At 69.7% G+C, this 19469-nt stretch carries 17 protein-coding genes and 2 pseudogenes; 5 read left to right on the top strand and 14 right to left on the bottom strand.

The window, feature by feature from the left end:
• The 5 genes and pseudogenes from QZ500_RS05295 to QZ500_RS05275 all read right to left on the bottom strand — a co-directional run.
• Window positions 1–260, bottom strand: a pseudogene (locus QZ500_RS05295) (hypothetical protein); the annotation flags it as partial.
• Window positions 257–1486, bottom strand: coding sequence for a hypothetical protein (locus QZ500_RS05290; RefSeq protein WP_295851784.1), 1230 nt, complete (start codon window positions 1484–1486; stop codon window positions 257–259). The pseudogene QZ500_RS05295 and the gene QZ500_RS05290, both read right to left, overlap by 4 nt.
• 100 nt (window positions 1487–1586) lie before the next feature.
• On the bottom strand, window positions 1587–2030 hold the full coding sequence (locus QZ500_RS05285; protein WP_295851781.1) for a hypothetical protein: 444 nt from the start codon (window positions 2028–2030) through the stop codon (window positions 1587–1589).
• 26 nt (window positions 2031–2056) lie between these two features.
• Window positions 2057–5302: a hypothetical protein gene (locus tag QZ500_RS05280; RefSeq protein ID WP_295851779.1), complete on the bottom strand. Its 3246-nt coding sequence runs from the start codon at window positions 5300–5302 to the stop codon at window positions 2057–2059.
• 17 nt (window positions 5303–5319) lie between these two features.
• Entirely contained in the window at window positions 5320–5688 is a 369-nt protein-coding gene (locus tag QZ500_RS05275) for a hypothetical protein (protein ID WP_295851776.1), read from the bottom strand.
• A gap of 447 nt (window positions 5689–6135) precedes the next feature.
• Between QZ500_RS05275 and QZ500_RS05270 the strand changes: the two genes are divergently transcribed.
• Window positions 6136–6723: a hypothetical protein gene (locus tag QZ500_RS05270; protein ID WP_295851775.1), complete on the top strand. Its 588-nt coding sequence runs from the start codon at window positions 6136–6138 to the stop codon at window positions 6721–6723.
• A gap of 30 nt (window positions 6724–6753) precedes the next feature.
• Here the strand turns inward: QZ500_RS05270 and QZ500_RS05265 are convergent, their stop codons facing one another.
• Window positions 6754–7698, bottom strand: a complete 945-nt coding sequence (locus QZ500_RS05265; RefSeq protein WP_295851791.1) for a 2OG-Fe(II) oxygenase family protein — start codon at window positions 7696–7698, stop codon at window positions 6754–6756.
• A gap of 557 nt (window positions 7699–8255) precedes the next feature.
• On the opposite strand from QZ500_RS05265, the gene QZ500_RS05260 reads away from it, so the two are divergent.
• The gene (locus QZ500_RS05260) at window positions 8256–9305 is read left to right on the top strand and encodes an ABC transporter substrate-binding protein (protein ID WP_295851773.1); all 1050 of its coding nucleotides are present in this window, start codon (window positions 8256–8258) and stop codon (window positions 9303–9305) included.
• Window positions 9306–9322: 17 nt separating this feature from the next.
• Window positions 9323–9841, top strand: coding sequence for a nucleoside deaminase (locus tag QZ500_RS05255; protein WP_295851788.1), 519 nt, complete (start codon window positions 9323–9325; stop codon window positions 9839–9841).
• Between the two features lie 113 nt (window positions 9842–9954).
• Here the strand turns inward: QZ500_RS05255 and QZ500_RS05250 are convergent, their stop codons facing one another.
• Together QZ500_RS05250 and clpB are read right to left on the bottom strand one after the other, a co-directional pair.
• A complete protein-coding gene (locus QZ500_RS05250; protein ID WP_295851771.1) occupies window positions 9955–10269 on the bottom strand; it encodes a hypothetical protein in 315 nt (104 codons plus the stop codon).
• Between the two features lie 12 nt (window positions 10270–10281).
• Window positions 10282–12930: pseudogene (clpB, locus tag QZ500_RS05245) on the bottom strand (ATP-dependent chaperone ClpB).
• Between the two features lie 164 nt (window positions 12931–13094).
• Here clpB and QZ500_RS05240 point away from each other — a divergent pair.
• Window positions 13095–14051, top strand: a complete 957-nt coding sequence (locus QZ500_RS05240) for a Bug family tripartite tricarboxylate transporter substrate binding protein (protein WP_295851769.1) — start codon at window positions 13095–13097, stop codon at window positions 14049–14051.
• On the top strand, window positions 14051–14971 hold the full coding sequence (locus tag QZ500_RS05235) for a phosphatase PAP2 family protein (protein ID WP_295851765.1): 921 nt from the start codon (window positions 14051–14053) through the stop codon (window positions 14969–14971). The genes QZ500_RS05240 and QZ500_RS05235 overlap by 1 nt, the downstream gene beginning before the upstream one ends.
• Before the next feature lie 503 nt (window positions 14972–15474).
• Here QZ500_RS05235 and QZ500_RS05230 read toward each other — a convergent pair.
• The 6 genes from QZ500_RS05230 to mobB all read right to left on the bottom strand — a co-directional run bounded on the left by QZ500_RS05230 (window position 15475) and on the right by mobB (window position 19451).
• Window positions 15475–15978, bottom strand: coding sequence for a DUF3592 domain-containing protein (locus QZ500_RS05230; RefSeq protein ID WP_295851762.1), 504 nt, complete (start codon window positions 15976–15978; stop codon window positions 15475–15477).
• Window positions 15979–16448: 470 nt separating this feature from the next.
• A complete protein-coding gene (locus QZ500_RS05225; protein ID WP_295851760.1) occupies window positions 16449–16631 on the bottom strand; it encodes a hypothetical protein in 183 nt (60 codons plus the stop codon).
• Window positions 16632–16641: 10 nt separating this feature from the next.
• Window positions 16642–17139, bottom strand: coding sequence for a molybdenum cofactor biosynthesis protein MoaE (locus tag QZ500_RS05220; protein ID WP_295851757.1), 498 nt, complete (start codon window positions 17137–17139; stop codon window positions 16642–16644).
• Window positions 17140–17142: 3 nt separating this feature from the next.
• Entirely contained in the window at window positions 17143–17439 is a 297-nt protein-coding gene (gene moaD / locus QZ500_RS05215) for a molybdopterin converting factor subunit 1 (RefSeq protein ID WP_295851754.1), read from the bottom strand.
• Window positions 17436–18710: a gephyrin-like molybdotransferase Glp gene (glp, locus tag QZ500_RS05210; RefSeq protein ID WP_295851751.1), complete on the bottom strand. Its 1275-nt coding sequence runs from the start codon at window positions 18708–18710 to the stop codon at window positions 17436–17438. Before glp ends, moaD begins: the two co-directional genes overlap by 4 nt.
• Window positions 18711–18893: 183 nt before the next feature.
• Window positions 18894–19451, bottom strand: a complete 558-nt coding sequence (gene mobB / locus QZ500_RS05205) for a molybdopterin-guanine dinucleotide biosynthesis protein B (RefSeq protein WP_295851747.1) — start codon at window positions 19449–19451, stop codon at window positions 18894–18896.
• Window positions 19452–19469 lie beyond the last annotated feature (18 nt).

The following is a 19469-nucleotide window of genomic DNA, read 5'->3' as shown; positions in this document are numbered from 1 at the left end:
CCCGCCGCGGCGGCGGTGCCGGCCGGCCCGGCAGCCCCGCTGGCGGCGGCGGCACGGGCCGCCTCGGCACTGACCGATCCGATGCCGGTCACCGATGCCGCCGGCGTGCCGGCGCCGGTACCGACGGCGACACCCGGCCCGGTGATGGTGCCGGTCAGCACCGCCGGCTGGGCCTGCGCCCCGGCCGCCAGCGCCCATGCGGCACCGGCGACGGCGCAGGCGGCCCAGCGGCGGAACGGCGGCTTCGCAGCGGCGGTCATGCGCCGGTCCTCGCCGGAGCCGGTGTGGCCGGGGCCGCAGCCGGCGCGGCGCCTGCCGCGTCGGGGCGCAGCACCACCGGCGCGGCCACGGCGCCGGCGGAGGCGGTCGTCGCTTCCCACGGCATCGGCACGTTGAAGAAAAGCGGCTCGAAGCCTTGCCACGACAGCACGTCCACCGTGTCGCCGAACTGCGGGAACCGCGTGGTGTAGACGTTGCGGATCGCCAGCCGGGTCGGCTCGTCGAGCTGGCGTGTCACCGCCACCGGCTCGCCGTACTTGGCGAGCATCACCTGCACCATGCCGAGCTTGAGTTCCGGCGTCAGGCCGTTGAAGGCGATGCGCATGTTCTCCATCACGATCGGGTCGGGACGGCCATTGGGAATGCAGCGCCAGTACGGCGTATTAGTGGCCTTGCCGACGAGTTCCAGCACGCTCAGGTCGACCAGCGTGCGGATCGCGGAATGGCGCCCCTGCAGGTACTTGCCTTCCATCTTGAAGCCGAAGGAGTCGCCGTAGAAGCCGAGGCTCGCGTTGTTCTCGCTGCTGAAGTTGAGCACCTTCACCACGTTCGAGGCCTGCACCCGCGGCACCATCTGCTGGGTACTGAAGCTCACCAGGTTCAGGTCGAGCGCCAGCGCCGACAGGATGGCGGTGCGGGTCAGGTTGGCGCCCAGCACCGTCTCGCCGCGGCCGCTGCCGAAGGTGGCCGACGCGGTGTTGGAGCGGCCCGCGCCGGACAGCGCCCGGTCGAACTCGGTGAGCGCGCCGGTGATCAGGTAGTCGGGCATGGTCACGCCGAACTTCGCGCCGAGCTGCGCCTGCGAGATCAGGTAGTCCGGATGGAACGGCACGTACACCACCCGCGCGCCGATGCGGTTGACCGCGGTGCGGACCATCTCGGTGATGTCGCCTGGGATCTCGGCGCCGACGAACGGGCTCGACAGGTTGGTCGCGTCCAGGATGTTGCGGGTCTGCATGTAGACCACCGGATCGCCATCCTTGTAGATGTCGAGCATGTAGCCGAAGCGCTGCAGCGCATTCGCATAGGTGCTGAGGTTGGCGGTCGGCAGCGCCTTGGCCGCCTCGCGCTCGGCGTACAGGTCGTCGGCGTCGCGCAGGGTGTTGGCGGTGTTGGCGCAGCCGGCGAGCAGCGCGGCCGCGAGGCTGAGCGTGGCGGTGCGGAACAGGGTGGATCGGAATCTGCTGGCGTTGTTCTTCGTTGTCATGCTGGCGGATGCAGGTGGTTGGAAACCCGAGGCCGGGGCGGCCGGCACGCTCCCCTCCCGAAGCGGTGTGCCGGCGCCGTGCGTGGCGCGCGCTGCGCGCTCAGCGGCCGTTGTTGAGCACGGTGATGTTCTCGACGCCCTTGCCGTCGACGAACAGCACCACGTTGCCGGTCACGTTGCCCTGGATGCTGGGGCTGGCGATGCGCACCACGCCGTCCGCGCCCTGCGTGACGTTGTCGTAGCCGGTGCGCACGACCAGGTTGGTCTGGTCGGCCGGCAGTTTCAGGGTGCCGTCGGGCTGCACCAGCGCGGCCTGGTCGGTGACCTGGCTGCGCAGCAGCGCCCGGTTGACGGTGGTCTTGGCCGCGACGCCGGGCGTCACGCTGTCGAGCAGCTTGATGCCGCCGTCGCGCTGGTCCTTGTAGGCCGCCATCGGCCCACCGTAGTTCACCAGCTGCGCCTGGGCCGCGGTGACGCCCAGCACCAGCGCGGCCAGGCCGAGCCCGCGCAGCGCCGCGCGCGGAAATGGGTGTTGCGAATCCATCGTGTGCTCCTCGCCGATCGGTCGTTCTAGAGGTTGACCCGGTTGGTCACCGGCCCCACGGTCACCGAATGGTTGATGACGCCGGTGGAGGGCCGCAGGGTGGTGATGCCCGGATTGGCGACGCTCGGGATGCCGGCGGACACGGCGGCCGATCCGGTGAGCACCCCGCCCATGCTGGTGCGTACGGTGTTGGTCGTTATACCGCTCACCGCCCCACCCCCATTGCCTGCAATTGTTACGGCGCCGGTGATGACTCCGCGGTTCACGACCGAGTTCACCGTGCCGCCCGCGGCGCTGCCCCGATTGCCGACGATCGCGACACGTCCGCTCATCGTCCCGTGGTTGACCAGCGAATTCGCGGTGCCGCCGTTCGAGGCCGATCCGCTGTTGCCGGCGATCACGACCCGCCCGGTCAGCGTGCCGCGGTTGTCCACGCTGTTGACGACGCCGCCGCCCGATGCTGTGCCGCGGTTGTTGCTGATGGTGATGCTCGCCCCCGAAATGCGGCCCTTGTTGCGCACCGCGTTTGCCATGCCGCCGCCGCTCGCGCTGCCGGTGTTGCCGGCGATCAGGATGTTGCTGTCCACGATGCGCCCGGCGTTGGAGACCGCATTCGCCAGGCTACCGTCGCCGCGCGCGTCGCCCTGGTTGCCGATGATCGCGATGCGGCCGCCGGCGATGCGGCCGTCGTTGGCCACGCTGTTGGCAATGCCGCCGTCGGCCGCCGAGCCGCGGTTGTTCAGCACGGTGATGCTGCCGCCTTCGAGCCGGCCCTGGTTGTCCACGCTGTTGACGGTGCCGCCGCGCGCGGCGTTGCCCTGGTTGCCGGCGACGGTGACGTTGCCGCCCGTCATGCGGGCGCCGTCGCGGTTGCGCACGCTGTTGGCGGTCGCGTCCTTGCCGCCGCCCGCCTGCGCGCCGCCGCGGTTGCCGGTCACCGCGACCTGCGTGTCGGCCGCGCGGCCCTGGTGGTAGACGCTGTTGGCGGTGGCAGTCCGTCCGTCGGCCGCCTGCACGCCGGATGCGGTGTTGCCGGCGATGGTGGTGCTGCCGCCCTCGACCCGCGCACCGTCGTCCACCGTGGCGGCGTTCGCGAGCGCCAAGCCCTGCTCTGCCGACACGTCCGTCGCCGTGTTGCCGGTGAGCGTGAGCGCTGCCGACTGCAGCCGCCCGAGCACCTGCAGCGCGTTGGCGCTGGCGGTGCCGACGCCACGGTCGATCACCGCCACGCCGGCGACGGTGCCTTCCTGCCCCCGGCTGCGGATCCCGCGCGCCGTGTTGCCGCCGACGGTCAGCCGGCTGCCCTGCACGTCGGCCGCGCCGTTGAGCGCGACCGCATTGGCGTTGATCCGGCCGCCGTCGGCGTTCAGCGCCGCGGCGGTGTTGCCGGAGACGGTCAGCGGCGACTCCTGCAGCCGCACTGCGCCAGAGCCTTCCATGTACAGGCCGTTGGCGACGGCGATGCCGTTCTTCGCGGACCCGATGCCGACCGCCTGGCCGCTGCCGCCGCCGCTGGCCACGTCGGTCGCGGTGTTGCCGGAAATCGTGACCGGGCTGGCGCCGAGCCGCGCGCCGCGGTAGAGCGCCAGCGCATTGACCAGCGCGGTGCCGCCATGGCCCGTGATGCCGCGCGCCGTGTTGGTGGACAGCGCGAGCGGCGATCCGCAGTCGACCTGCGCATCGTCCTTCAGCACGACCGCGTTGGCCGCGGCGCGGGCATTGCTGTCGGCGCTGGCGAGTCCTGCCGCGACCGAGGCGCTGCTGCCGCGCGACGACATCTGCGATGCCGTGTTGCCGGTGACCGTGGTGCGCGCGGCCAGCCGGGATGCACCGCCGTCGCCGCGCTCCACGCTGATCGCGTTGGCCTGGGTAGCGCCGCCCTGGGCGGACAGGTCGGTGGCCGTGTTGTTCGACAGCGTGAGCGCCGCACCGCGCACCTCGGAGCCGGCGACCGCCACGCTGTTGGCAGTGGCGCTGCCGTTCTGCCGGGCCGAGGCGCCCAGCCCGCCGGCCACGCTGCCCGAGAAGCCGCCGGACTGCACGCCGCGTGCCGTATTGCCGTCGATGCGCACGTCGGTGTCCTGCAGCGTCGCATCGGCCAGCCAGAGGCTGTTAGCCGCCGCGGCGCCGCCCCGGGCGACGATGTCCTGCGCACGGTTGCCGGTGACGGTGTGCTGCGCGGACCCGCGCAGCTGGCCCTGCTGGACCGACACCGCATTCGCCAGCGCGAGCGACGCGACCTGCAGCTCCGCCAGCACTCCGCCGGCCACCGAGGCGGCACCGCCTTCGGAACGCACGCCGTCGGCGGTATTGCCCGCGACCGATGCGCGGTACTGGCGCAGGTCGCCATCGACCTGCTGCAGGCCGATGCTGTTGGCCCAGGCCGCGCCGCCGCGCGCCGACAGGTTGCGGGCGGTGTTGTCCTGCTGCTGGAAGGTGGCGCCGGCGATCCGACTCTGCGTCGCGAGCACCGCGTTCGCCGCGGCGCTGCCGTCCAGGCCCGCCTGCGCGACGGCGCCGTAGCCGAGGCTGGCGCTGCCGCCTGCGGCCGAAATCTCCTGGGCGATGTTGCCCGTCTGGGTGACCCGCACATCGTCGAGCGTGCTGCGGGCGGCGAACAGGCCGTTGGCCCGTGCCGTGCCGCCGAGGGCGCCCACACCGTCGCCACGGTTGTCGGCGAGCGTCGCCTGCACCCTGCGCAGCGCCGTCTGGTCGGCGCCGATGCTGTTGGCCAGCGCCTGCGCGCCGACCTGCACCGCACCCAGGCCTGCAGCCGCGCTGGCGATGCCGCCGGTCGCCTGCACCCGGCCGGCGCGGTTGCCGCTCAGGACGAGCTGGCTGTCGGTCAGTGGCTGGCGGCCGCCGCCGGCCGATACCAGCACGCTGTTGGCGGCAGCCGTGCCGCCGAGCGCCTCGACGAAGCCGCCGACCTGGTTCTGCAGCACCTGCAGCCGCGCGTTGCGCGCCTCCACGCCGGTCAGTCCGATGGCGTTCGCCTGGGCCTGGGCCGACAGCGCCAGCGCGCCGACCACGCCCGAGCCCGACGACAGCACCCCGCCCGTCGCGGAGACCGGTCCATCGGCCCGGTTGCCCGCGACCGTGGCGCGGCTCTGCTCGACCTGGCTGCCCGCGCGCTGCACCTGGCTCCAGCCGAGCACCGACTGTGCGGGGGCGGCCGAGGGCCAGACGCTGGCGGCGCCGGCCAGCGCGAGTGCGGCAGCGGCCAGCGGACGGATGCGGTGCGGGGGCGACGGGCGCGTCATCGGCGGCATGCGGCGGCCTTTCTCCTTTAGTTGATGTTCACGCTGTTGACGTTGGCGGTACCGCCGATCGCCTTGATGCCGGTGGCTTCGTTGTTGCTGACGGTGATGTCGGCGTTGTTCAGGCGGGAACCGGTGATGTTCACGCTGTTGACGTTGGCGGTACCGGCCATGTCGACGCTGCCGGCCAGCTTCATCACGCCGGCCGAGCCGCCGATGGCCATCACGTCGGTGGCCTTGTTGCCGGCCACGGTGATGCGGCTGTTGACGATGTCGGAGCCGGCGGAGCCGGAGCCCTTGCCGATGCCGGGGATGCTGCCGGAGCCGCTCTGGGCGAAGGACGAGGCGGCGCAGAGGGCGAGTGCCGAGGCGATGGTGGCGGCGGTGAACTTGTTCATGCGTACTCCTGGGTCGGTCGAGCGCAAGGGCCCGGTGGTGTGGAAAACGGCGCCGGTGCCCGGGCCGTGGCCGCACTGTAGGCCGGGTCCTGCAGCGGTTCTGACTTAGTTGTAAAGCCCTGTTCAGGACGGTCGCACCCTGCCGGCACGGTTTTGCCCCTGCCCGACCGCACCGTGAAAATCGGCAAAAGCGCTTGAATCCACGGTAGATTTATCGTAAGCATGCGCCAACATCGCCACGGCGCGGAGCGACCGCCAGGCCCCGGATATTTCCATTAGCGCCTGCTCACAACTTCATCGGTTTTGAGACGTGTAGGAGCCTTCCCACGTCGCGCACGGCCCGGCCTCGCGCACACTGGCCGGCCCTTTTCAGCCCCGCTTCTGCCCGCCATGCGCCTTTTCCGATCTGCTCGACCTGTCCTTCGCCGGTGCACCGGCACCGCCCTGGTGCTGGGCACCCTGGCCGCCCTGAGCGGCTGCGACCCGGTGGGCACGCCCCCGGGCCGGGCCGCCGGCCCGGCCTATCCGGAAGACGAGCAGATCACCAAGGCGCTGCAGGAGGACTATGCGCAGGACCCGTCGAGCGCCCAGGCGCGCGACCTGGTGCGGCGGCTCGGCGGCGACCAGGGCACCCTGCAGTACGCGGTCCGCCGGGTGGTGTACCGGCAGCCGGCCTACGAAGTCCACTACGACGTGGCCCTGAAGCTGGCGCAGGACGGCGCCGAGAGCCTGCGCGCCCTCTATGCCAGCATGGTCCCGGCCCCCGAGGACGCCAAACTGCAGGACAAGTCGCTCGCCGGCTACGAGCAGTGGCTGGCCGCGCAGGCCCAGGCGCTCGAGAAGACCGACAAGGCGCAGGCCGCCGCCCTGCGCCGCAGCGTGGAGACGCTCGGCAAGTGCTACCGCGAGCGCAAGTCCGGCGAGACGGTGGACCTGATGGGCGGCCTGCGGGCGCTGGTCTCGCCCGCGCGCGACGGCTTCTACGCCGAGAAGCTCGAATCGCCGCGGCTGCAGCTGGTCTGCCTGCCGGCCTGACCGCCCGCCCGCGCCCCTGCCCCGTCCCGATCAGTACGCCTTGAAGTTCGCGGCCACCCGCTGCTTCAGGTAGTCGCCGGCGGTGATCGGCGGGTACTTGCCCGACGGGCTCTCGATCAGCACGTCCTTGTCGGCCTGGCAGAAGAACGCCAAGCTGTAGCGCGGGCCCATGTATTCGCCGGGCAGCGGGTTCTTCACCCGGTGGAAATTGCTCGGCAGCTGGTCGTCGCTCCAGCGCATCAGCATGTCGCCGATGTTGCAGGTGATCGCGTCCTCGTCCGGCGGGATCGGGGTCCATTCCTGCGCATCCATCTCCTTCCCGGGGCAGACCTGCAGGCCGCCCTGGCCCTGGCGCTGGTAGAGCAGCGTCAGGCAGTCGAAATCGGTGTGCGCACCGGCGCGCCACAGGTCGAGGTTGGCCTGCGCCTCGGGCGGGATGGCGTAGTAGTGCAGCAGGCGCAGGGTGCTCTGGTAGTGCGGGCTGTCGGGGTTGTGGGCGCGGTCGAAGAAGTCGCGCGCCAGCCCGAGCCGGTCCGCGAAGCAGGACAACACTTGCATCCCGATCGCGCGGCTCTGCGCCTCGAACGCGAGCAGTGCGGTGCGGAAGCCCGGCAGTTCGTCCTCGGTCGGCCACAGCCCGTCCATGTGCGGGCGGGTGATCTGGTAGCTCTCCTTCTGGTCGGGCGTGCCGGTGGAGGGCCGCACCTGCGCCTTGCTTTCCCAGCCAGCGTTCAGCGCCTTCTGCAGCGGCCGGCGGGCCTTCACCGCGTCGGGCAGCGCGAAGAAGCGCTCGGCCTCGGCGAAGGCGGCGCGGATGGTGTCGAGCGGCAGGCCGTGGTCCACCAGTTGGAAAAAGCCCACGTCCACCGCCGCATCCCACAGCTGGGCGGCGATCTCGTCGCGGCGGCGGTCGAAGTCGGCCAGGCTGATACGGCGGATCTCGCGCCGACCGGTCTCGGCGCCGAGCGCGCCCATGCGCGACTCCTTCTGCAGTTCGGCCCAGACGGCCGAGGAGGAGGAGGAGGAAGAGGAAGCGTCGGCCGCGTCGTGCGGGGCGGAAACGGCGTCAGAGGAAATCAGGGCTAGCGTCATCGGAAAACTCCGTCGAGAGGATGGATGGGCGGCTCCTGCGCGACGGTGATGCCCGACAGGAGTGCATCGTGCCCTCCGGAGGTGCCGCGCCGCGCGGGTCCGGAGAGCAATTCCCGGTCGCCCGCACTGCCTGGGGCAGGACGGACGGTGGACGCTTCTACTCTCGCCGTCCCTGCGTGCAAGGACCGGGCCAGCCCGCCGCATCCGCTGCCCGCAGGCCCTGCCCGGCCACGCTGGCATGCAACCTGCAAAGCCCGCTGCGAGAGAGTAGAAGCGTTCAGCGCCCGCACCCCGATGGGGAGGCGACGCCCGGAAATTGCTCTTGATGCACCGGCTGCCGGCCGGTGACCGCTTCGCCCCTGCAGCCGCCTGCAGACGGCGCGGCGCCACCTCCGGCACCGGTTTCCTCAAGCTGCCTGCCGTTTCCCGGAGCGCCCGCCATGCAACGCCGCCATTTCCTCGCCACCCCCGCCGCTGCCGCCTTCGCCGCGGCCCTCGCACCGCTGGGCCTGCACGCCCAGTCCGCGCCGCCCGCCGGCGGCAAGCTGGTGCCGATCAAGTTCACCCTGGACTTCCGCGTCAACGGCCAGACCGCGCCGTTCTTCCTGGCGCTGCAGAAGGGCTACTACCGCGCCGAAGGGCTGGACGTGTCGATCGACGTGGGCGCCGGCTCGGTCGCGTCGATCACCCGGATCGCCAGCGGCGTCTATCCGATGGGGCTGGGCGACATCAGCTCGCTGGTCGAGTTCAACGCCCAGAACCCGGGTACCCCGCCGGTGCAGGCGGTCTACCAGTACTACAACCGCGCACCGTTCGTGATCATCGGCCGGCGCGACCGTGGCGTGGCCACCGACTTCGCGAGCCTGAAAGGCAAGAAGGTCGCCGCCGCGGCCGTCGAATCGACCCGGCGCGCCTGGCCGATGGTCGCGCGCAAGCAGCGCCTGCCGTCCGATCTGTTCGCCTGGTCCACCACCGACTTCTCGGCCCGCGACAACGTGATGGTGCGCGGCGATGTCGATGCCGCCACCTATTTCCACGACTCGGCCATCTCGCTGTTCGCCCGCATGAAGCAGGAAGACCTGGCGGTGCTGAAGTACGCCGATGCGGGCGTGAACCTCTACGGCAACGCGATCCTCGCGAGCAACGCGCTGATCGTGCAGCAGCCGCAGGCGGTCGCCGGCTTTTTGCGCGCCACCAACCGCGCCATCCAGGAGATGCTGGTCGATCCGGCCGCCGGCATCGCCGCGATCCGCAGCCGCGAGCCGATCCTCGACGAGAAGATCGAGTTGCAGCGCTGGGGCATCACCGCCCAGTACGTGGCCGCCGCCGACACCCGCGGCCACGGCCTCGGCGACATCCGCAAACTGACGTTGGAGCAACAGGTCGACGAGGTGGTGGAGGTGTTCGGCCTGAAGAACCGGCCGTCGGCCGATGCGCTCTTCAACCGCAGCTTCCTGCCGGCGCAGGCCGACCGGGCCGTCAAGGCATGAGCGCCGCCGTGATGCCGATGGCCGCGCCCCGCGCCGCCGCAGCGCTGCCGGTACCCGCGCAACTCGACGCACGCGACGGCCGCTACCTGCGCGATGCGATCCGCTGGGCGGGCGTCGCCCGGCAGCGCGGCAACCGGCCGTTCGGTGCGGTGCTGGTCGCGCCCGACGGCACGACGATGGGCGAGGCCTACTGCAACACCACCGAGACCGGCCACTGCACCGGCCACGCCGAAACCAACCTGGTGCGGCAAGCCAGCGCCCGCTGGAGCCGCGAGCAGATGGCCGCCGCCACGCTGTATTCCTCGGCCGAACCCTGCGTGATGTGCGCCGGCGCGATCTTCTGGTCCAACGTCGGCCGGGTGGTGTTCGGCATCGACGCGGTGCGGCTGCGGGTGTTCCGCGGCGAGCGGGCCGAGCAGCGCGACGCCGAACTGTCGTGCCGCGACGTGTTCGCCGCCTCGCCGCATCCGATCGACTGCATCGGCCCGGCGTTGGTGGACGAGGCGAGCGAAAGCCACGTCGGCTTCTGGAAATGACGACGGGGCCGCGGGCCCCGTCGTCGGCTTTTCATGAAGGAAATACGGCTTCTTCGCCCGTCCCTCCTGCGCCACCAGCTATACAAACGATAGCAAGGTGCGCGTGGGGCCGGTCAGTGGCCGTCCTGCACCGGACGGGCCTTGACGTCGGTCACGTCGCCGCCCTCGCCGCGGATGTGCAGCGGCTCGGTGCCGGGCCGGTAGCGGCGCTCTTCCGGCTGTGCGGCCCGGGCCTGCGCCGCCCGGTAGCGGGCGAAACCGCCGAGCGGATCGACCTGCATCGTCCACGGCATCACCGGCCGGCCGGTCAGCCGCGCCCAGCCGGCACGCAGCATCCAGACCATCGCAAGCACCATCATCAGCGCCGCCAGGCTGAGCGCGACCACCGCGCCCACCACGAACAGCACCACCCGGAGCAGGAAATTCATCAGCATGCCGGGTTAGGACGCCATCGGTGCCGATGGTTCCCCGGTCGCGTCCATCACCAGCGGCGGCTGGCCGTCGCGGCTGAACCCGAAGCGGCCCGGCGCATGGATCGGGTCGGTGGTCACGTGGATCGTGTCCTTCGGCCCGAAGCTGCCGTCGAGCAGCAGCTTCGACAGCGGGTTCTCGATGCGCTGCTGGATCGCCCGCTTGAGCGGCCGCGCACCGAACACAGGGTCGAAGCCGACCTTCGCGAGTTCGGCCAGCGCGGCCGGCGACACGTCGAGCGACAGCTCCATCTTCGCGAGCCGCTGCTGCAGCGTGCGCAGCTGGATCGCGGCGATCGACTCGATGTTCTTCGCGTCGAGCGCGTGGAACACCACCGTCTCGTCGATCCGGTTCAGGAACTCGGGGCGGAAGTAGTTCTTCAGCTCGTCCCAGACCGCGTCCTTCACCTCCTCGTTCGGCCGGCCGACCATCGACTGGATGATCGGCGAGCCGATGTTGCTGGACATGACGATCACGGTGTTCTTGAAGTCCACCGTGCGGCCCTGGCCGTCGGTCAGGCGCCCGTCGTCGAGCACCTGCAGCAGGATGTTGAACACGTCCGGGTGGGCCTTCTCGACCTCGTCGAGCAGCACCACGCTGTAGGGCTTGCGCCGCACCGCCTCGGTCAGGTAGCCGCCCTCCTCGTAGCCCACGTACCCGGGCGGCGCGCCGATCAGCCGGGCCACCGAATGCTTCTCCATGAACTCGCTCATGTCGATGCGGATCAGGTGGTCTTCGCTGTCGAACAGGAAGCCGGCCAGCGCCTTGCACAGCTCGGTCTTGCCGACGCCGGTGGGGCCGAGGAACAGGAAACTGCCGGTCGGCCGGTTCGGGTCCGACAGGCCCGAGCGCGAGCGCCGGATCGCATCCGACACCGCCCGCACCGCCTCGTCCTGGCCCACCACCCGTTCGTGCAGCTTGCCTTCCATCTGCAGCAGCTTGTCGCGCTCGCCCTGCAGCATCTTGGCCACCGGGATGCCGGTCGCGCGCGACACCACCTCGGCGATTTCCTCGGCGCCGACCTGGGTGCGCAGCAGCTGCGGCGTGTTCGATGCGCCCTTGCTCGACTCGGTGTCCAGCGCATCGTTCAGGCGCTTTTCCAGCGCGGGCAGCTGGCCGTACTGCAGCTCGGCGACCTTGTTGAAGTCGCCCTTGCGGGTCAGCTCGGCGATCTGGAACTTCAGCTTGTCCAGCTCCTCGCGGATGTGCGCGCTGCCCTGGGCCTGGGCCTTCTCGGCCTGCCAGATCTCGTCGAGGTCGGCGTATTCCTTCTGCAGCCGGGCGATCTCCTCGTCCAGCAGCGCGAGCCGCCGCTGCGAAGCCTCGTCCTTCTCGCGCTCCACCGCGGCACGCTCGATCTGCAGCTGGATGGTGCGGCGGTCGAGGCGGTCCATCACCTCGGGCTTGGAGTCCATCTCGATCTTGATCTTGGCCGCGGCCTCGTCGATCAGGTCGATCGCCTTGTCGGGCAGGAAGCGGTCGGTGATGTAGCGGTGGCTCAGCTCGGCCGCGGCGACGATGGCCGGGTCGGTGATGTCGACCTGGTGGTGCAGCTCGTACTTCTCCTACAGGCCGCGCAGGATCGCGATAGTGGCTTCCACCGTCGGCTCGCCGACCAGGATCTTCTGGAACCGGCGCTCCAGCGCGGCGTCCTTCTCGATGTACTTGCGGTATTCGTCGAGCGTGGTCGCGCCCACGCAGTGCAGCACGCCGCGAGCGAGCGCGGGCTTCAGCATGTTGCCCGCGTCCATCGCGCCCTCGGCTTTGCCGGCGCCCACCATCGTGTGCAGCTCGTCGATGAAGACGATGGTGCGGCCCTCGTCCTTGGCCAGCTCGTTCAGCACGCTCTTCAGCCGCTCCTCGAACTCGCCGCGGAACTTGGCGCCGGCCAGCAGCGCGGCCATGTCGAGCGACAGAACCCGCTTGTTCTTCAGCGACTCCGGCACCTCGCCCGCGACGATGCGCTGCGCCAGCCCCTCGACGATGGCGGTCTTGCCGACGCCAGGCTCGCCGATCAGCACCGGGTTGTTCTTGCTGCGGCGCTGCAGTACCTGGATCGCGCGGCGAATCTCGTCGTCGCGGCCGATTACCGGGTCGAGCTTGCCGACGCGGGCGCGCTCGGTCAGGTCGAGGGTGTACTTCTTCAGCGCGCCGCGCTGCGCCTCGGCGTCGGCGCTGTCCACGCCCTGGCCGCCGCGCACCGCCTCGATCGCGGCTTCCAGCGACTTGCGGGTCAGGCCATTGGCCTTGGCGATGGTGCCGATGTCGGTCTTGGCGTCGGCCACCGCCAGCAGGAACAGTTCGCCCGCGACGAACTGGTCGCCGCGCTTGAGCGCCTCCTTCTCGGTCGCCTGCAGCAGGCTGCCCAGGTCGCGGCCCACGGTCACGTCCTGGCCCTGCACCTGCGGCAGCTTCTTGATCGCCGCATCGGCCGCGGCCAGCAGGCCTGGCACGTTGGTGCCGGCGCGCTCCAGCAGCGCGCGCGGGCCGTCTTCCTGCCGCAGCATGGCGGCCAGCAGGTGGGCGGGTTCGATGTAGGCGTTGTCGTTGGCGAGGGCGAGGCTCTGCGCGTCGGCCAGCGCTTCCTGGAATTTGGTTGTCAGTTTGTCGGTTCGCATCGGGAATCTCCTGTTGCCGTAACAATTGAGGACCGGCAGAAATGATTCAAGCGTTGCCGATGCCGACAGTTGCCGAATGTCAACCTGCGGCCCGGCCGCCACACGTCCGCCCCTTTCGCCCTTCCCGCTGTCTTCCCCTTCGACGGAGCCTTTCCATGTTCTCGATGCAACGACGTCTTCTCGCCCTCGGCGGCCTGCTGGCCTGCCTCGCCGGCGGCACCGCTCAGGCCGACACCCCCGTGCGGCTCCTGGTCGGCTTCCCGCCCGGCGGCGGCACCGACGCCATCGCCCGCACCCTGGCCGAGAAGCTGCAGCCGCTGCTGGGCAACACCGTGATCGTCGAGAACCGCGCCGGCGCCGGCGGCCAGATCGCCGCGCAGGCGCTGAAGGCGGCCGCACCCGACGGCCACACCTTCTTCGTGACGCACGACCACACCATCTCGGTCCTGCCGCTGGTGGTGAAGAACCCGGGCTTCGAGCCGGCCCGCGACTTCGTGCCGGTCGCCGGCTTCGCCACATTTGCCAACGCGCTGGCCGTGTCGGGCGGCACGCCCGCCCGGACGTATGCCGAATACGTCGCCTGGGTGAAGTCGCAGGGCGGCAAGAGCAGCGTCGGCATCCCGGCGCCGGCCAGTACGCCCGAATTCACCGTCAAGCTGGTGGCCGACGCCAACAAGCTCGACCTGCAGCCGGTGCCCTACCGCGGCAGCGCGCCGATGGTGGCCGACATGCTGGGCAACCAGATCCCCGCCGGCATCGGCTCGGTGCCCGACCTGATCGAGAACCAGAAGGCCGGCAAGCTGCGCATCGTCGCGGTGGTGGGCGAGCGCCGCCAGCCGCTGCTGCCCGAGGTGCCGACCTTCGCCGAACTCGGCCTGAAGGGGCTGGAGGACATGCCGTACTACGGCGTGTTTGCGCCCGCCGGCACGCCGCAGCCGGTGATCGACCGCTTTTCCGACGCGATGGCCAAGGTGCTGGCGATGCAGGACGTGCGCGAGCGTTTCGCCAACCTGGGCCTGGCCGTCGGCTACCTGCCGCAGGCGCAGTTTGCAGCCCGCGAAAAGGCGTATACCCAGTCGTGGACCCGGATCATCCGCACCAGCGGATTCCAGCCGCAGTGATGACGGCGCGCACCGCCGCCCGGGCGCTGCTGCTGGCGGGTGGTGCGGCCCTGGCCGCGGCGTGCGGCCCGCTGGCGACCACGCCTGCACCGGCCGCGCCGCCCGCCCCGGCGGTCGCCACCGTCCCTGCCGCCGCGCCGGCAACCGCCCTCCCCCCGACCGACCCCGCCGCCATCGGCGAGATGTGGCCCGGCTACCTCAACGGCTACCTGCCCCGCACCGCCTGGCCCGACAGCCGCGCGCTGCTGCCGCCCCCGCCCGCCGCAGGCACGCCCGCCTTCGCCGCCGACCTGGCCGGCCTGCAGGAATTGGGCGCCCTGCGTGCCACCCCGCGCGGCGCGCTGGCGGTGCGCGACGCCGACCTGCACTTCCCCGCCGCCGCCAACGCATTCGCCTGCGCGCTGGGCGTCCAAGTGTCGGAAACCGCGACGCCGCACCTCTACACCCTGCTGCGCCGCACCCTCGTCGATGCCGCCGGTCCGACCTACGCCGCCAAGGACCATTACCGCCGCACCCGCCCCTACGCCGCCCTGAACGCGCCGAGCTGCACGCCGGACGAGGAAGCCTCACTGTCGAAAGACGGCTCCTACCCCTCCGGCCACGCCGCCATCGGCTGGGCCTGGGCGCTGGTGCTGACCGGCATCGCGCCCGACCGCGCGGATGCGCTGCTGCACCGCGGCCGGCAATATGCGCAGAGCCGGGCGATCTGCGGCGTGCACTGGCCGAGCGATGTGGAGGCGGGGATGCTGGTGGGGGCTGCGGCTGTGGCGCGTTTGCAGAGTGATGCGGTCTTCCGGGCGCAGGGGGGACTGGCGCAGCAGGAAATAGAAGTGCAACGGGCGGCAGGTGCACTGTCAACAGCCCAGCGTGGATTCAATTGCGCTTCCGATATGACACCGAAGCGCCAAATTGATCGATAGGTCGACAAGAGCGACTTATATTCTTTGAATTGAATCTATCCGATGACCGCTTTCGGCCAAGAGCGGTCATGCGCCATCGCATTCCAGCCCAGGTTTATCTGGCAGCATGCTGCCTTTTGGAGCCACTTCAATGGCGGCAGAGCAGGGATCAACAGTTGCGGGCGAGGCGCCCCCGGGCGCTGTATCTTTGGTAACGCTCTGGTTCCGGCTGGGGAGCAGAGGTTTTGAGTTAAACCATCTTGAGGATGGTCATAGCATCGCGGAGAAGCCAACTCCGAAGAGTCCGTCCCAAAAATCGACGTGGGGCAATAGTGAGTGGGTTTCAGAGCATGCGTGGCTGGACTTCGGCAAGTCGCCCAAAATACTCCACAATGACGCGAATATGCTTGCTCGGTTATTGGCGACCAAACGGGCGCTGCAAACGCGCCCAGCCTAGCATTGGGCGTGGTCCTGTGTACGCCTTTGAGCGAATCAAAAGTCTGCTTTGGGCCCAAAGCAGACTGCTAAGTTTCTTTCGCGTCGCTACGCACTAATTTCATGTCTAGTTTTTTCGACTGAAAGACTATCAACACAGCTATCGTTACGAAGGCTGCAGCGACGGCGACAAAAAGCCACCAAAGGAACGAGCTTTCGCTTGTCGCGCTTAGAGTTGCATTGGACGGCGCTTCTGGCTGGTAAAAAACCACGACGCGGGTACCGACAGGAAGTGAATGCGCTTCATTTTCAGCATTTTTCCGCCTTCTATGGCAATCGAATGCTCCAAATGTTCGCCGATCACCAGTATAAATTTTTCCGTTTATTGTGTATTCGTAACTCCAGCTAACACACCAGTGCAGCCCCATGCGTCCGTTAGATGGATGAATTTTTTCTGAGCGCACAACCCCCGCAGTAGTTGGCCATGAGCGCGCTGATTCTTGCGCCACAAGACCTTCAATGGCAAATGATCCGAGCATAATCCCAAACAGTCCACAGACCAAAGCGGTCAAAACCAGGGCCACTTTTTTCATAATTACTATAATAGCCTCATTCTTTGTTTGGCAACCAATTTTAATTGGCTTATCTGGTTAAAATCGCTAACCGGAGCGGGGCTGCCTTGGGCCCAAAGCCGACCATGGTGACGCTCCGAAGCAGAAGTTAGGAAAGATGCAAAGCCGGTGTTGCTCCCCACCGCAACAAGGCGGTCAGCAGCTCGCTCTTGCAGTCCTCAAACGTCCCGTAAGTGCCTGACTGTGCCAGCGCGAAGCTGTCATCAATGCCATCGAATGCAAACCGGATCTCCTCATCTAGACCAGTCGACTGAGCGATTTGAAGCACCTGCTATAGCACCGTCCTCGCTCCATGACCATCGGAGGCAAGCTCGCGGTTCAGTGTATACAACAGCTATCTAGCAGCCGACTCGACATCCCTAACACCGGGAACGGCCTTTAGCGCCTCAATCAAATTGAGAAGGTTTCTACTCGCCAAAACCTCGACAATTTCAAGTGGCGGCGCGCACCGCGCATTCGACTATCGCGAGTGCCCAATCTCGAACTTGCTCGACACAGAAAATGCCTGCTTCTAAGCCGAGATGAAAATACGCGGCGGTGATCGCGAAGTCTCTTTCATCCGTGCCGCTTGAAAGGTGCATTTCCGATGACTGCTTCTGGCCGAAGGCGGTCATAGTAAGTCCATCAATTCCGCGACACCTCAATCCCCCACCGCGCCAACGCCGCATCATCCGCCACCCGCGCATCCACCCACCGCGCCCCCTCCGGCGTCGTCTCCTTCTTCCAGAACGGCGCCTGGGTCTTCAAATAATCCATCAGAAACTCGCATGCCTGGAACGCCTCGCCGCGGTGGGCCGAGGCGACGGCGACCAGCACGATCTGGTCCTGCGGCTGCAGCAGGCCGATGCGGTGCACCACCCGGGCGGCGCGGATGTCGAAGCGGGCGTGGGCCGCGTCGACCATCGCCTCGATCGACTTCTCGGTCATGCCGGGGTAGTGCTCCAGCTCCATCGCCGACACGGTGAGGTCGCCGCCCCGGTCGCGTACGGTGCCGACGAAAGCGACCACCGCGCCCACGCCGCCGTCGCCGGCGCGCAGGCGGGCGACCTCGTCGCTCAGGTCGAAGTCGGCGGTCTGGACCGCCACGCGTGGCTGCTGCGGGTGTCGCTGCGTATCCGCCATCGCTCAGCCCCCCGTCACCGGCGGGAAGAACGCGACCTCGGCCGCGCCGGCGAGCGGTGCGTCGTCGCGCGCCATCGTCTGGTCCACGGCGATGCGCACGGCGCGGCCGCGGGCCAGGGCGTCGGCCCAGGGGGCGCCGCGGGCGATCAGTTCGTCGCGCAACGCGCCGGCAGTCGCGGCGGCGGTCTGCAGGTGTTCGCTGCCGGTGCCGACGGCCTCGCGGACCGAGGCGAAGTAGCGCACGGTCAGGGTCCGGGGGGTGGGCGTGTCGGTCGTCGTCGTGGTCGTTGTCGTCGTCATGCCAGCAGCTCCGCGAAGGGCAGGAAGCGCACCAGGTCGCCGTGCGCGATGGGGGTGGACGGCGGGTTGTCCACCAGCCCGTCGCCCCAGACTACCGAGGTCAGCACGCCGGAGCCCTGGTGGGCGAACAGCTCCAGCCCGCCCTGGTCGTTGCGCGACACGCGCAGGAATTCGCGCCGCGGGTCGGCCTTGGGCCAGGCGAAATGGGCCGGCAGCCGCATCGGCTGCGGCGCGACACGGGCCGCGCCCTGCAGCGCCAGCACGAAGGGCCGCACCATCATCAAAAAGGTCACGAAGCTGGAGACCGGGTTGCCCGGCAGGCCGATGAAATGCGCGCCAGCCACGCGGCCGTAGGCGAAGGGTTTGCCGGGCTTCATCGCCATCTGCCAGAGCGTGAGCTCGCCCAGCGCCTGCACGGCGGGCTTGACGTGGTCCTCCTCGCCGACCGAGACGCCGCCGCTGGTCAGCACCAGGTCGTGCGACGCGGCGGCGCCGCGCAGCGCCTCGACCGTCGCGTCGAACCGGTCGGGCACGATGCCCAGGTCGGTCACGGCGCAGCCGGCGCGCTGCAGCAGCGCGCGCAGCAAGAAGCGGGTGGAGTGGTAGATCGCGCCGGGCGGCATCGCCTCGGGCGGCACCTCGCCAGGCATGACCAGCTCGTCGCCGGTGGAAAAGAGTGCGACGCGCGGCCGGCGGGCGACGGTCAGCTCTGCCCGGCCGATGCTCGCGGCCATGCCGAGCGCGCCGGGGGTCAGGCGGGTGCCGCGCGACAGCACGACGGCGCCGAGCGCCACGTCCTCGCCGGCGCGGCGGATCGCGGTGCCGGCGGCGGCCGGTCGGTCGATGCGGACGGCCGCGCCGCCGTCCAGGGCGGTGCAGTGCTCCTGCATCACGACGGCGTCGGCGCCCGGCGGGATCGGCGCGCCGGTGAAGATGCGGGCGGCCGTGCCGGCGGCCAGCGGCTGCGGCGCCTGGCCGGCCGCGATGCGCTGGGCGACCGGCAGCACGGTGCCGGCGGCGGCGATGTCGGCCGCGCGGACCGCGTAGCCGTCCATCGCGCTGTTGTCCTGCGGCGGCACCTGCAGGGCGGACCGCAGGTCCTCGGCCAGCACCCGGCCGTCGGCGTCGAAGGTGGAGACGGATTCAAGCGCGCCGAGCGGCGCGGCATGCGACAGCAGCTCGGCCAGTGCGTCGTCGAGCGGGGTGAGCGCCTTGCGGGGCGCGCCGGCCGACAGCGGCTGGGCGGCGGCGGGGGAAAGGGGTTCAGTCATGCCCCGATTGTCGGCGCGGCGGGGCGTGGTGCCGCAACCGGAAGATTCGGAGGCGAATCATGATTTTGCGCAGGTGGGGCCTGCGCAGTGCGCTATGGAATCAGGAGTTCGGGTGCGGCAGGATGCCGGGGCGCCTGCTGGCGGCTCTTGGCGGCGCGCTGCACGGTGCGCAGGCGCTGCCTTTCAGGATGCCGATGCGCCCGCCGGCGGGCAGTAGTCGAAGGCCGCAGCGTGCGCCTGCATCCAGGCGACGACGGCGGGCGCGTCGGTCCAGTCGAGCAGCGGCAGGTCGGTCGGCACCGGCAGCCGGTCGCGGGTCGCGTCGGTGCAGATCGCCCGCACCTGCGGGTCGTCGGGGTAGCGCGCCGGCCGGGCGTCGAAGTCGGGCGACGGCGCGCGCCACACCTCGATCTTCGGCAGGTCGCTGCCGCGGAAGCCCTCGACCAGCAGCCAGTCGGTCGCCGGGTCGATCTCGGCGATCAGCGCATGCACCTCGGGCTCGCGCGGCGCGAGGAATTCGCGCATCAGCGCCATGCGGATGTCCGACACCACCAGCACTTCCTGCGCGCCGGCCTTGCGGTGGCGCCAGCTGTCCTTGCCTTCGTGGTCGATGTCGAAGCGGTGGTGGGCGTGCTTGATGACCGCGACGCGGGCGCCGCCGGTCGCCAGCAGGCGCACCACCTGCTCCAGCAGCGTGGTCTTGCCGGCGCCGGAATAGCCGGCGAAGCCTACGACGCGCATTGCTGTTCGCTCATCTTT

The sequence above is a fragment of the uncultured Xylophilus sp. genome (assembly GCA_913776965.1).
Taxonomy (GTDB): Bacteria; Pseudomonadota; Gammaproteobacteria; order Burkholderiales; family Burkholderiaceae_C; genus Xylophilus.
The sequence above is the reverse complement of the archived record's forward strand: the minus strand, read 5'-3'. Positions and strand labels throughout refer to the sequence as shown.